This window comes from Pseudomonas sp. Z5-35 (genome assembly GCF_051131945.1).
Taxonomy (GTDB): Bacteria; Pseudomonadota; Gammaproteobacteria; order Pseudomonadales; family Pseudomonadaceae; genus Aquipseudomonas; species Aquipseudomonas marvdashtae.
The window spans coordinates 3,650,055-3,662,847 of the sequence record NZ_CP071640.1 but is presented as its reverse complement, the minus strand read 5'-3'; the positions used below and the strand labels follow the sequence as shown (position 1 = coordinate 3,662,847).

Below are 12,793 nucleotides of genomic sequence, written 5' to 3'. Positions count from 1 at the left end.
ATGGGGCGCTGATGACCAAAAGGGTGCAAGGCATATGCCAGTGCTGCCGGATTGTGCGCACGCCTCGCTTGCGTCGCCGTTGCCCGGCTATAATCGCCGCCTCATTTCGTCGCCCGAGTCAAAGCCGCCCATGTACACCCTGGCCCGTGAACTGCTGTTCAAACTCTCCCCGGAAACCTCCCATGACTTGTCCCTGGACTTGATCGGCGCGGGCGGACGCCTGGGCCTCAATGGGCTGCTGTGCAAAGCCCCGGCAAAATTGCCGGTGACGGTCATGGGCCTGGAATTCCCCAATCCGGTCGGATTGGCGGCGGGCCTGGACAAGAATGGCGCGGCCATCGACGGCTTTGCGCAACTGGGTTTCGGCTTCGTTGAAATCGGCACCGTGACCCCGCGGCCGCAGCCGGGCAATCCGAAGCCACGGCTGTTCCGTCTGCCCCAGGCCGAGGCGATCATCAATCGCATGGGGTTCAACAACCTCGGCGTCGATCATCTGCTGGCCCGCGTTGCCGCTGCCAAATACCAGGGCGTGCTGGGCATCAACATCGGCAAGAATTTCGATACCCCGGTGGAACGCGCCGTGGACGATTACCTGATCTGCCTGGAAAAGGTCTACGCCCACGCCAGCTATGTGACCGTCAATGTCAGCTCGCCCAACACACCGGGGCTGCGCAGCCTGCAATTCGGCGATTCCCTCAAGCAACTGTTGGCCGACCTGGCCCGGCGTCGCGCGGAACTGGCGTTGACCCACGGTCGGCATGTGCCACTGGCGATCAAGATCGCGCCGGACATGACTGACGAGGAAACCGTCCAAGTGGCCCAGGCCTTGATCGAGACCGGCATGGACGCGGTGATCGCCACCAACACCACGCTGGCTCGCGAAGGCGTCGAAGGGCTGGAACACGGTGACGAGGCGGGCGGCTTGTCTGGCGCGCCGGTGCGTGACAAGAGCACCCACACCGTGAAAGTACTGGCGGGTGAGCTGGCGGGACGCTTGCCGATTATCGCGGCGGGCGGGATCACCGAAGGCCGGCATGCCGCCGAGAAGATCACCGCCGGGGCGAGCTTGGTGCAGATCTATTCGGGCTTTATCTACAAAGGGCCTGCGTTGATTCGTGAGTCGGTGGATGCGATTGCGGCGTTGGGTTGATCAACCCTTTCTTGAAGGCGAAGCAGACCCCCTGTGGCGAGGGAGCTTGCTCCCGCTGGACTGCGAAGCAGTCCTGAAGCCTGATGGAGGCGATATGTCTGAATCACCGCGTGTCATGGTTTTTGGGGCTGCTGCGCAGCCCAGCGGGAGCAAGCTCCCTCGCCACAGGATGATGTTGTCTTTGGCATGTCCATTAAAAAGGGCTCCTCGAAGGAGCCCCTTGGGCCGTAGCCCGCCGCCCGGATGGGACGTGCGTGGTTAAATCGATATGGGTTTCAAATTGTCGAGTTCTTGAGTATTGAGCCCTGTGTCAGCCGACGGCGTGAAGTTCGTTGAGTCTGTGGATACCCGCAGTGCCGGTCATACCGTCCCAGTTGTCGCCGCGTCCTTCTCGCCAGCCATTGATCCAGGCTTGACGTACTGACGGTAGAGTAAAGGGGCAAAGCTCACGGGATTTACCACCAACGCCATATTGGTAACCGCGTAAAAATGCTCTTTCCAACGGATCACGCTTAAGTCTTCTCATAGGGTGTTGCCCTCACTTGTTGACTGTTGCTTAGCGTCGACCTCAATCGAGGTCGGGGCAGAATCATTCTGCCGTTGGTGGCTCGTTGCCGGCGTGACGAGCCAAGGTGTCGGCGCCGTTGCGACGCCAACCTGTGGTGAGTTCTAACCAAAGCGTCACACGGATGGAATGATCGTTTTGTCATAAGCACGTAACAATAAAGATGCTAGTGCGATAAGTAACATGATGTTCAGTGCCCGCTTTTGCGCAAGACCCCTGTATGATCAGCCCTGCGCCGAAGGGCGGTCCCCGAGGTCGAATGAGAATGTCCCCCTGTTGCACTCAGGTACTATTCGACGAAAGGGACGCGTTTTCACCATTTGTTGCACAGAATTTTTTATCTGCCTTCGCATCTAAGCTTTTTAAACCTGAGCGGCGGGGGCGGAACGGCACACGTTCGTGCCACGCGGGTGCTCTTGAGAAAAGCACCTGATTGAACCCGGCCCGGCAATGCGTTGCCCGGTCCACTTAGCCAAAGGCTCTGGAAATCCCCATGTCCGACCGTTTCGAACTCTTCCTCACCTGCCCCAAGGGCCTCGAAGGCCTGCTGATCGAGGAAGCCGTCGGGCTTGGCCTTGAAGAGGCGCGCGAGCACACCTCGGCCGTGCGCGGCATGGCCGACATGGAAACGGCCTATCGCCTGTGCCTGTGGTCGCGCCTGGCCAACCGCGTGTTGCTGGTCCTCAAGCGCTTCCCGATGAAAGACGCCGAAGACCTGTACCACGGCGTGCTGGACGTCGATTGGCAAGATCATATGCTGGCCGACGGCACCCTGGCGGTAGAGTTCAGCGGACACGGCTCGGGCATCGACAACACTCACTTCGGCGCCTTGAAGGTCAAGGACGCCATCGTCGACAAGCTGCGCACACCATCGGGCGAGCGTCCGTCCATCGACAAGCTCAACCCGGACCTGCGCATCCACCTGCGCCTGGACCGTGGCGAAGCGATCCTCTCCCTCGACCTTTCCGGCCACAGCCTGCACCAGCGTGGTTATCGCTTGCAGCAAGGTGCCGCGCCGCTGAAGGAAAACCTCGCCGCCGCGATCCTGATTCGCGCCGGTTGGCCGCGCATTGCCGCCGAGGGCGGGGCGCTGGCCGACCCGATGTGCGGTGTCGGCACGTTCCTGGTGGAAGCCGGCATGATCGCCGCCGACATGGCGCCGAACTTGCGTCGCCAGCAGTGGGGGTTTAGTGCTTGGCTCGGCCACGTGCCGGCGCTGTGGAAGAAGCTTCATGAAGAGGCCACCGAACGCGCTGCTGCCGGGCTTGCCAAGCCGCCGCTGTGGATTCGCGGCTACGAAGCCGACCCACGGTTGATCCAGCCGGGCCGCAACAACGTCGAGCGCGCAGGCCTGAGCGAGTGGATCAAGATCTATCAGGGCGAAGTCGCCACCTTTGAACCGCGTCCGGACCAGAACCAGAAGGGCCTGGTTATCTGCAACCCGCCGTACGGCGAGCGCCTGGGCGACGAAGCCAGCCTGCTTTATCTCTACCAGAACCTCGGCGAGCGCCTGCGCCAGGCCTGTCTGAACTGGGAAGCGGCAGTGTTCACTGGCGCCCCCGACCTGGGCAAGCGCATGGGCATTCGCAGCCACAAACAGTATTCGTTCTGGAACGGCGCCTTGCCGTGCAAATTGCTGCTGATCAAGGTGTTGCCGGATCAGTTCGTCACCGGCGAGCGTCGCACCCCGGAGCAACGCCAGGCCGAGCGCGAGCAGGCCGTCTACGATCAAGCCCCCGAAGTGCCGCAAGAACGCCAGTACAACAAAAACGGCAACCCGATCAAACCGGCTCCGGCGCCGGCCCCTGTGGTCGAGCAGGCGCGGTTGAGCGAAGGCGGGCAGATGTTCGCCAATCGCCTGCAGAAAAATCTCAAGTTGCTGAGCAAATGGGCCAAGCGTGAAGGTGTGGATTGCTACCGGGTCTATGATGCCGACATGCCGGAATACTCCATGGCGATCGATCTGTACCACGACTGGGTGCACGTCCAGGAATACGTCGCGCCGAAGTCCATCGATCCGGAAAAGGCCTCGGCCCGATTGTTCGATGCCTTGGCGGCCATTCCCCAAGCCTTGAATGTCGACAAGAACCGCGTCGTTATCAAGCGCCGCGAGCGTCAGAGCGGCACCAAGCAGTACGAGCGCCAGAGTGCCCAGGGCAAATTCACCGAGGTCAACGAAGGCGGCGTGAAGCTGTTGGTCAACCTCACCGACTACCTGGATACCGGGCTGTTTCTCGATCATCGGTCGATGCGCCTGCGGATCCAGAAAGAGGCGGCCGGCAAGCGCTTCCTCAACTTGTTCTGCTACACCGCGACCGCCAGTGTCCACGCCGCCAAGGGCGGTGCTCGCAGCACCACCAGCGTCGACTTGTCGAAAACCTACCTGGACTGGGCGCGACGCAACCTGTCGCTCAATGGCTTCTCGGACAAAAATCGCCTGGAACAGGGCGATGTCATGGCTTGGCTGGAAGCCAGTCGCGACGAGTACGACCTGATCTTCATCGACCCGCCGACCTTCTCCAATTCCAAGCGCATGGAAGGTGTGTTTGACGTGCAGCGCGACCACGTCCAGCTGCTGGACCTCGCCATGGCGCGCCTGGCGCCGGGCGGCGTGCTGTATTTCTCCAACAACTTCCGCAAGTTCCAGCTCGAGGACAATCTGGGCGAGCGTTACGCGGTTGAGGAAATTACCGCCAAGACCATCGATCCGGATTTTGCCCGCAACAGCAAGATTCACCGCGCGTGGAAGATCATGGCTCGCTGATGTTCGGCTGATTGGATCCATGCAGGCCTTGAAATTCAAGGTTCTTGGGTCGTTTTTTGGGCTGGCTAAAATAGTGGCAAATAGCTATAACTGAGAATGTGGCCGGGGCTGTACACAAGCCCGGTCCTTTCTGAGTTATGTGTATGGCATTACATCAAGTGCGTCCCAGGATCCTGGGTTTTATCAACGAAGATGTTTCAGCATGGCTCGTGGCTGCGGTGGTCCTGATGGCGGGCTCACTGCTGACCGGCTTGCTGGCCTGGGACACGCTGAGCCAGTTCAATCGCCAGTTGCGCCAGCGCTTTGAACTGTTGGTCGAGGAGCGCTATAGCCGCCTCGAAGAACGTTTCCAGGATCAGGAACAACGCCTCGACAGTCTGAGGCGCTTCTTCGCCAACTCCGCCGGGGTTTCCAGCACTGAGTTCCACGGCTACACCGAAGCGTTGCTGCGGCGCACCCGGGCCTTCGCCTGGGCGCCTCGGGTGGCGCGGGAGGAGCGCCAAGCGTTTGAACAACGAGCGCGGGCCGAAGTGTCGAGCACCTTTACCGTTCGTGAGCGGGACGAGGCCGGGATCCTGCGCGAGTCCGCCGAACGGGACGAATACGTGCCGGTGCTGTACGTCCAGAGCCAGCCATCCTATGGCGCGCCGCTAGGCTTGGATTTGCTGTCGCATCCTCTGCGCCGCGTCACGCTCGAACGGGCCCGCCAGCGTAACGCCTTGGTGGTTTCCGAGCCTATCGACCTGATAGGCGTCGATCCGGCCTTTTCCCGGGGTGTCATGTTGGCAGCGCCCGTCCTTGGCCCATCGGCCAGCGAGCCGTTCGGTTACGTGGTAGCGGCCATCAGCATGCGCCAGTTGGTCGCCGATGGCCTGCCGGAGGCTGGCGATGACAACCTGTCGATGCGGGTGCTTGACGCCGCCCACGGCGATCCTCAAGAAGTTCTGTTCGAAACCTCGAACCGTCCGGGCAAAAGCGATTTGTCGGCAGCACGGCCGTTGCGCCTCGGCGACCATGACTTTCACGTAGAGCTGCGCCCCAGTCGTCTGTTCCTGTCGAGCAATCACTCCAGCGTGGTGAGCCTGACGGTGCTGGGCGGACTGCTCAGCCTGATGCTCAGCGCCTTGCTCTACACGTTGGTCAGCCAGCGGCAGCGGGCCCTGGCGTTGGTGGACCAGCGCACCCGGGAACTGCATGCCCGGGAATCGGAACTACGTGGCACTCACGGCCAATTGAAGGGCGTGCTCGATGCCGCGACCCAAGTCGCGATCATCGCCACCGACCTGCGGGGCATTATCACCACATTCAACGCAGGCGCCGAGCAGATGCTCGGTTACCAGGGCTGCGACGTTTTGCAAAGCATGACCCTGGAAGGCCTCCACGTTCCCCGCGAATTGCAGGAGCGGTCCGCACAGTTGGCGGCCCGCTTCGGCAAACCGATCCCCACGTGCCATGCGATGCTGCTCGAGGGCGGCGAGCAGGGCGGCCAACAGGCGCGGGAATGGACTCTGGTGCGCCGCGACGGCAGCCACTTGACGGTCAACATGCTGGCCACGCCAGTGCTCGACGACCAAGGGCTTTGGGTCGGGCACCTGGCGATCTGCATCGACGTCACCGAACGCAAGCGTGTCCATGAGGCATTGGCCGCGCGGGATATCTTGCTGAAGAAGCTCAGCGCCCACGTTCCCGGCGGCATCTACCAATTCAAAATGGATTTCAACGGCGGATTCAGCGTGATCTACGCCAGCGATGGCATTCGCGACATCTATGAACTGGAACCTGACGTGTTGGTGCGAAACGCCGAAGCGATTTTCTCGCGAATCCATTCGTTGGACAGCGCACGGGTGCGCGCTTCTATCCGCATTTCGGCCGATACCCTGAGCCCTTGGCGTGAAGAGTACCGGGTGCTACTGCCACAGCGCGGCTTGCGCTGGGTGCGCGGCGAGGCAACACCCGAACAGTTGCCCGGCGGCGGGGTGTTGTGGCACGGCTATGTTTCGGATATTTCCGACCTCAAGCGCGTGGAGGAAGAGCTGCGGGCGCTGTCCGTCACCGATGCCTTGACCGGTATTCGCAACCGGCGTTATTTCCAGGAGCGCCTGACCTCGGAGATGGTCCGGGTTGAGCGCGGTTCCGGAGAACTCACGGTCATCATGCTCGACATCGACCACTTCAAGCGCGTCAATGATCAGTATGGCCATGCGGTGGGCGATCGGGTGCTGCAAGCGGTCTGCCAGCGAATCATCCAGCGACTGCGCCGCACCGATGTGTTCTGTCGCTTGGGTGGGGAAGAGTTCGTGGTGCTGTGCCCCGACACCGACGCCGAAGACGCCTACACCCTGGCGCTGGGATTATGGGACGGCCTTCGCGGGGCGCCGATCGACGGCGTGGGGGTGGTCACCGCCAGTTTCGGCATTGCCAGCTGGCGCGCCGGCGAAGGCGCCGATGCGCTGCTGTTGCGGGCCGACTCAGGAGTGTACGCGGCGAAGCAGGCTGGACGGGATCGAGTCGAGGCGCAGCTGGGGTAGCCATTAGCCTGGATAAAGTCGATTACGGTGGGAGTGAGCAAGCCCACTCCCAGCTTGATTTTATGCGATCAGAGCACCGAAGCCGTCTGCGGCAGTTTCGGCTGGCGGTACAGGTCCAGCAGCACCTGGTCCAAAACCGATGAAGCGCCCCAGGGTTTCGGATCGTTGAGGATCGCAACCACTGCCCAGGTATTGCCGTTGATGTCGCGGCTGTAGCCGGCGATGGCGCGGACGGTGTTCAGCGTGCCGGTCTTGACGTGGGCTTCGCCGGCCATGGCGGTGGTCTTCAGGCGTTTGCGCATGGTGCCGTCGGTGCCGGCAATCGGCATCGAACTGATGAACTCCGCCGAATACGGACTGCGCCAGGCGGCTTGCAGCATCGCCGCCATTTCCCGGGCGCTGACCCGTTCGGCACGGGACAGGCCCGAGCCGTTTTCCATCACCAGGTGTGGCGCGGTGATGCCTTTCTTCGCCAGCCACTGGCGCACCACCCGTTGCGCGGCCTTGGCGTCGTCACCGTCGGCCTCGTTGCGATACTGCGCGCCCAGGCTCAGGAACAGTTGCTGGGCCATGGTGTTGTTACTGTATTTGTTGATGTCGCGGATGATCTCCGCCAGGTCCGGCGAAAATGCCCGGGCCAGCAGCTTGGCGCTATTCGGGGTCGCGGCCAGGCGGTCCTTGCCTTGGATGCTGCCGCCCAACTCTTTCCAGATCGCCCGCACGGCGCCAGCGGTGTAGGTGGCATGGTCGAGCAACGAGAGGTAGGTCTGGGAGCTGCAGCCCTCGCCGAGTTGACCGCTGACGGTCACCGTCATGCTGCCGTCCGCCTGGGGCACCGGGTTGTAGCGCACGCCGCCGGTGCATTGTTTGGAATTGGCGGCCTTGACCACGTTTTCGATACGAATACTGGCGATTGGCGGCTCGACCGAGACCAGCACCCGGCCACCGTCGTTGCGGGCGACGAAGCGCAGCGCCTTGAGGTTGACCAGCAGCGAATCGGGCTTGACCAGGAAGGGTTTGTTTTCGTCATTGCCGTCGTCGTTGAACTCGGGCAACTGCGGTTGGATGAAAAAGCTGCGGTCCAGCACCAGGTCGCCGGTAATTTGCTGCACGCCGTTGGCCCGCAGGTCGCGCATCAGCAGCCAGAGCTTTTCCATGTTCAGCTTGGGATCGCCGCCGCCCTTGAGGTACAGGTTGCCGTTGAGGATCCCGCCGCTGAGGGTGCCGTCGGTGTAGAACTCGGTCTTCCATTGATGATTGGGGCCGAGCATCTCCAGGGCGGCGTAAGTCGTCACCAGTTTCATGGTGGACGCCGGATTCACCGAGACATCGGCGTTGTACAACGTCGGGGTGCCCGGGCCGTTGAGCGGCACCAGCACCAGTGACAGGGCGTTGTCTTGCAGCTTGCTGTTCTTGAGGGCCTTTTGCACATTGGGCGAAAGGGCGGTGTTGATGGTGGCAGCGTGGGTATTGACGGGAAGGGCCAAAGGAAAAAGAAGGCTGGCCAGAAGCAGTGGGCGCAAAGATTTGATCATTTGAAATAAAACCCTACAGGCGAGGGGAAAAAGACGAGGACATGGAAATGAACGCCCTCAACGGTCATGAAAGTGTCGGCATTATGCCCCAAGGCGCAACGGCTTGTGCCGTGCCCAAGCCCATCGAAGCGGTATTTTTTTACCGACGGTAGACGGACGTGCCCGATGAGTCGGGCAAACGACGCACCAAACTGGTAAAGTGCCGGCCGTTATTACTTATGAGGATTGTTCCAATGGCGACTAACCGTTCCCAGCGTCTGCGCAAAAAACTGTGCGTGGATGAATTTCAAGAGCTGGGTTTCGAACTGAACCTGGATTTCAAAGAAGATCTGGCCGATGAGGCTATTGACGCTTTCCTCGATGCTTTCTTGAAAGAAGCCATGGAAGCCAACGGCCTTGGCTACGTCGGCGGCGACGACTACGGTCTGGTTTGCCTGCAGAAGCGTGGCTCGGTGACCGAAGAGCAGCGCGCAGCCGTTGAAGCCTGGCTCAAGGGCCGTAGCGAACTGACCGAAGTTACTGTCAGCCCGTTGATGGACGTCTGGTACCCGGAAAAGCCGATTAATCAGAAATAAGCTGCAAGCTGCAAGCTGCAAGCTGCAAGCTGCAAGCTGCAAGCTGCAAGCTGCAAGCTTCAAGCCGCAAGTCTCAGTGCTTGAAGCTTGAAGCTTGAAGCTCATTTCCTCCAATTCAGCACCAACAGCGTCAATACCCCCGCCACAATTCCCCAGAACGCCGAACCGATGGAAAACAGCGTCAGCCCCGACGCCGTAACCATGAAAGTGATCAGCGCCGCCTCCCGCTCTTTCGCTTCGCTCATGGCGATACTCAGGCCATTGATGATCGATCCGAACAGTGCCAGGGCCGCGATCGACAGCACCAATTCCTTGGGCAGCGCCGCGAATAGTGCCGCCAGTGTTGCGCCAAACACCCCGGCGATCCCGTAGAAAACCCCGCACCAGACCGCCGCCGTGTAGCGCTTGTCGCGATCTTCGTGGGCATGTGGCCCGGTGCAGATCGCTGCGCTGATGGCCGCCAGGTTGATCCCGTGGGAACCGAACGGTGCCAGCAGCAGCGAGGCGATGCCGGTGCTGGTGATCAATGGCGATGCTGGCACGTTGTAGCCGTCGGCGCGCAGCACGGCGATGCCGGGCATGTTCTGCGAGGTCATCGCCACCACAAACAGCGGAATGCCGATGCTGATGGTCGCTGCCAGGGAAAACTGCGGCGTGGTCCAGACAGGCGTGGCGACTTCAAGGGCGAAGCTGCTGAAATCCAACAGCCCCAGGAAACCCGACAGCGCAGTGCCGACCAGCAACGCCGCGAGCACCGCATAGCGTGGAGACAGGCGCTTGACGATCAGGTAGGTGAAAAACATGCCCAGCACCAGGCCGGTGCGATGCTGGGCGGCGACGAAGATTTCGCTGCCGATCTTGAACAGGATACCGGCCAGCAACGCCGCCGCCAGCGAGGCCGGAATGCGCTTGACCAGGCGTTCGAAGCTGCCGGTCAGGCCACAGATCGTTACTAGGATCGCGCAGGTGATATAGGCACCGATGGCCTCGCCATAACTCACCCCGCCCAGACTGGTAATCAGCAGTGCCGCGCCGGGCGTCGACCAGGCGATGGTAATCGGCGTGCCATAGCGCAGCGACAGGCCGATGGAACACACCGCCATGCCGATGGAAATTGCCCAGATCCACGAGGAAATCTGCCCGTTGGTCAGCCCTGCCGCCTGGCCGGCCTGGAACATCAGCACCAGGGAACTGGTATAGCCGGTCATCATGGCGATGAACCCGGCAACGATGGCCGAGGGCGACGTATCGGCCAATGGACGAAGTGGCGTGGTCGTGACTTCGGTCATGGTGGGCGGTGGTCCTTGTTGTAGATTGACTGGCCTTGAGGGCCCCGGGTTTCGGGTTTAAGCCTAAACTCAAGACAGTTGCCGATTGCGATACAGCCATGCCCGCAAACAGCCGTACAGTCGTGTTGCCATCAGAGGTTGTGTACAATCGCCGTGTTTTTTACGCAATACTTGCCAGCGACCCGCTGTGCCGTATTACAGTCACGGTTAAATCGCCGCAGTTCTCCCGACTCGAGTGCCCATGAACGAACAGTTGCAGCCCCTCAAGAAACAACCGCGAGCAGGCAAAGCCGGCCGCAGCGGAACCCAGGACGATATTGTCTATGCGCATATTTTCGAGGCCATCCTCGAACAGCGCCTGGCGCCCGGCACAAAATTGAGCGAAGAGGCGCTGGGGGAGATTTTCGGGGTCAGCCGCACCATCATTCGCCGTGCACTGTCACGCCTGGCCCACGAAGGCGTGGTGTTGTTGCGACCCAACCGCGGCGCGGTGGTGGCCAGCCCGAGTGTTGAAGAGGCTCGCCAGGTGTTCTTTGCCCGGCGCATGGTGGAGAAGGCGATCACCGAACTGGCGGTGCAGCACGCCAACGCCGAGCAGCTTGCCGAGCTGCGGCAAATGGTCAGCGATGAGCGCGACAGCTTTTCGCGCGGCGATCGCGGCGCCGGCATCCGCTTGTCGGGCGAATTCCACCTCAAGCTGGCCGAGGCGGCAAGAAATGCGCCGCTGATCAGCTTCCAGCGCAGCCTGGTTTCCCAGACTTCATTGATCATCGCCCAGTACGAGAGCGGCAACCGTTCCCACTGTTCCTATGACGAACATACCCAGTTGATCGACGCCATCGAGGCCCGCGACGCCGCCCTGGCGGTGAACTTGATGATGCATCACATGGACCACATCGACAGCAAGCTCAACCTCGACGAAGAAAGCGCGTCGGATGACTTGCATGCGGTGTTCTCGCATCTGCTGCAAAGCAAGAAGCCCGGACGTTCGACGGCCAAGCTGTAACCCCGACTCGGATCGTTCCCACGCAGAGCGTGGGAACGATCATCAACGATCAAAAAAACTAGCGCTGATGCACCAATTTGCCGGCCGCATAAGTGCGCGCCACCGTCCGGTCATCCCCCAGCGTCATCAAGACAAACAACCGCTCGGCAATGTCCTTGGCCTGCTTCAGGCGATAGCTCGACAACGGCGTGGCGTTGTAGTCCAACACCAGGAAATCCGCATCGGTGCCCGGTTGCAAGGTGCCGATATTGTTTTCCAGGCGCAAGGCCCGGGCGCCGCCGAGCGTGGCCAGGTATAACGACTTGAATGGGCTCAGTCGCGCGCCTTGCAGTTGCATCACTTTGTAGGCTTCGTTCAGGGTTTGCAGCAGTGAAAAACTGGTGCCGCCGCCCACGTCGGTGCCCAAGCCGACATTCACCTTGTGCTTCTCGGCCATCGGCAGGTCGAACAGGCCGCTGCCCAGGAACAGGTTCGAGGTCGGGCAGAACGCGATCGCCGAACCGGTCTGCGCCAGTCGCGCGCATTCGTCATCGCACAGGTGCACGCCGTGGGCGAACACCGAACGCTCGCCGAGCAATTGGTAGTGGTCGTAGACGTCCAGGTAGCCCTTGCGCTCAGGAAACAGCTCCTTGACCCATTGGACCTCCTGCAGGTTTTCACTGATGTGAGTCTGCATGTACAGGTCCGGGTATTCACTGAGCAATTGGCCGGCCAGGGTCAACTGTTCGGGTGTGCTGGTCGGCGCGAAACGCGGGGTCACGGCGTAATGCAGGCGGCCCTTGCCGTGCCAGCGTTCGATCAGTGCCTTGCTCTCGTTGTAGCTGGACTCGGCGGTATCGACGAGATAGTCCGGGGCGTTGCGGTCCATCATGACCTTGCCGGCGATCATCCGCAGGTCGAGCTTCTCGGCGACCTCGAAAAACGCGTTCACCGATTGCGGGTGCACACTACCGAATACCAGGGCGGTGGTGGTGCCGTTGCGCAGCAGTTCCTTGACGAAAATATCCGCCACGGCGTCGGCATGGGCCTGATCGGCGAACTGGCTTTCACACGGGAAGGTGTAGGTGTTGAGCCAATCCAGCAGTTGCTCGCCATAGGCGCCCACCATGCCGGTCTGCGGAAAATGAATGTGGGTGTCGATGAAACCAGGTGTGATCAGTGTGTCTTGGTAATGCGTAATCTCGATATCCGCCGCCAGGGTCGGCAGCAGGTCGTTGGCGTGACCGATGGCGCTGATTTGGCCGTTTTCTACCACCAACAGACCGTCTTCGAAATATTCATAAGACGCCTCTATTCCCACTTCGGCCGGGTCGGCGAGACTGTGGAGCAGGGCGGCACGGTAGGCTTTGCGTGTCAGGGGCATGGAAGTTTCTCGATAATG

The 12,793-nt window shown here is 61.1% G+C and carries 9 protein-coding genes; 5 read left to right on the top strand and 4 right to left on the bottom strand.

Translation table 11 applies throughout. The annotated features are described in order from the left end of the window. Positions 1 to 130: 130 nt before the first annotated feature. Positions 131 to 1,150, top strand: a complete 1,020-nt coding sequence (locus J3P95_RS16715) for a quinone-dependent dihydroorotate dehydrogenase (RefSeq protein ID WP_434580440.1) — start codon at positions 131 to 133, stop codon at positions 1,148 to 1,150. A gap of 310 nt (positions 1,151 to 1,460) precedes the next feature. On the opposite strand, the gene rmf is transcribed toward J3P95_RS16715, so the two are convergent. Then, on the bottom strand, positions 1,461 to 1,676 hold the full coding sequence (gene rmf, locus J3P95_RS16710; protein ID WP_003223300.1) for a ribosome modulation factor: 216 nt from the start codon (positions 1,674 to 1,676) through the stop codon (positions 1,461 to 1,463). Positions 1,677 to 2,208: 532 nt separating this feature from the next. Here rmf and rlmKL point away from each other — a divergent pair. Further along, positions 2,209 to 4,479: a bifunctional 23S rRNA (guanine(2069)-N(7))-methyltransferase RlmK/23S rRNA (guanine(2445)-N(2))-methyltransferase RlmL gene (gene rlmKL, locus J3P95_RS16705; protein ID WP_434557875.1), complete on the top strand. Its 2,271-nt coding sequence runs from the start codon at positions 2,209 to 2,211 to the stop codon at positions 4,477 to 4,479. Positions 4,480 to 4,622: 143 nt separating this feature from the next. Beyond that, positions 4,623 to 7,007 (top strand): sensor domain-containing diguanylate cyclase, encoded by a 2,385-nt coding sequence (locus J3P95_RS16700; protein WP_434580443.1) that lies wholly within the window; start codon positions 4,623 to 4,625, stop codon positions 7,005 to 7,007. Between the two features lie 68 nt (positions 7,008 to 7,075). On the opposite strand, the gene dacB is transcribed toward J3P95_RS16700, so the two are convergent. Beyond that, a complete protein-coding gene (gene dacB, locus J3P95_RS16695; protein WP_186636673.1) occupies positions 7,076 to 8,542 on the bottom strand; it encodes a D-alanyl-D-alanine carboxypeptidase/D-alanyl-D-alanine endopeptidase in 1,467 nt (488 codons plus the stop codon). Positions 8,543 to 8,775: 233 nt separating this feature from the next. Between dacB and J3P95_RS16690 the strand changes: the two genes are divergently transcribed. Continuing rightward, positions 8,776 to 9,117: a YggL family protein gene (locus tag J3P95_RS16690; protein WP_434557873.1), complete on the top strand. Its 342-nt coding sequence runs from the start codon at positions 8,776 to 8,778 to the stop codon at positions 9,115 to 9,117. 101 nt (positions 9,118 to 9,218) lie between these two features. Here the strand turns inward: J3P95_RS16690 and J3P95_RS16685 are convergent, their stop codons facing one another. Then, entirely contained in the window at positions 9,219 to 10,406 is a 1,188-nt protein-coding gene (locus J3P95_RS16685; RefSeq protein WP_434580446.1) for a benzoate/H(+) symporter BenE family transporter, read from the bottom strand. Positions 10,407 to 10,647: 241 nt separating this feature from the next. Between J3P95_RS16685 and J3P95_RS16680 the strand changes: the two genes are divergently transcribed. Next, a complete protein-coding gene (locus J3P95_RS16680; protein WP_434580448.1) occupies positions 10,648 to 11,412 on the top strand; it encodes a GntR family transcriptional regulator in 765 nt (254 codons plus the stop codon). A gap of 58 nt (positions 11,413 to 11,470) precedes the next feature. Here J3P95_RS16680 and guaD read toward each other — a convergent pair whose 3' ends face one another. After that, positions 11,471 to 12,775, bottom strand: coding sequence for a guanine deaminase (gene guaD, locus J3P95_RS16675; RefSeq protein WP_434580450.1), 1,305 nt, complete (start codon positions 12,773 to 12,775; stop codon positions 11,471 to 11,473). Between the last annotated feature and the right edge of the window lie 18 nt (positions 12,776 to 12,793).

Bases quoted from the DNA above. Each gene is read 5' to 3' on its own strand.
- rmf (WP_003223300.1), bottom strand. From the start codon at position 1,676: ATGAGAAGACTTAAGCGTGATCCGTTGGAAAGAGCATTTTTACGCGGT.
- rlmKL (WP_434557875.1), top strand. From the start codon at position 2,209: ATGTCCGACCGTTTCGAACTCTTCCTCACCTGCCCCAAGGGCCTCGAA.
- J3P95_RS16680 (WP_434580448.1), top strand. From the start codon at position 10,648: ATGAACGAACAGTTGCAGCCCCTCAAGAAACAACCGCGAGCAGGCAAA.
- guaD (WP_434580450.1), bottom strand. From the start codon at position 12,775: ATGCCCCTGACACGCAAAGCCTACCGTGCCGCCCTGCTCCACAGTCTC.
- J3P95_RS16690 (WP_434557873.1), top strand. From the start codon at position 8,776: ATGGCGACTAACCGTTCCCAGCGTCTGCGCAAAAAACTGTGCGTGGAT.
- J3P95_RS16715 (WP_434580440.1), top strand. From the start codon at position 131: ATGTACACCCTGGCCCGTGAACTGCTGTTCAAACTCTCCCCGGAAACC.
- dacB (WP_186636673.1), bottom strand. From the start codon at position 8,542: ATGATCAAATCTTTGCGCCCACTGCTTCTGGCCAGCCTTCTTTTTCCT.
- J3P95_RS16700 (WP_434580443.1), top strand. From the start codon at position 4,623: ATGGCATTACATCAAGTGCGTCCCAGGATCCTGGGTTTTATCAACGAA.
- J3P95_RS16685 (WP_434580446.1), bottom strand. From the start codon at position 10,406: ATGACCGAAGTCACGACCACGCCACTTCGTCCATTGGCCGATACGTCG.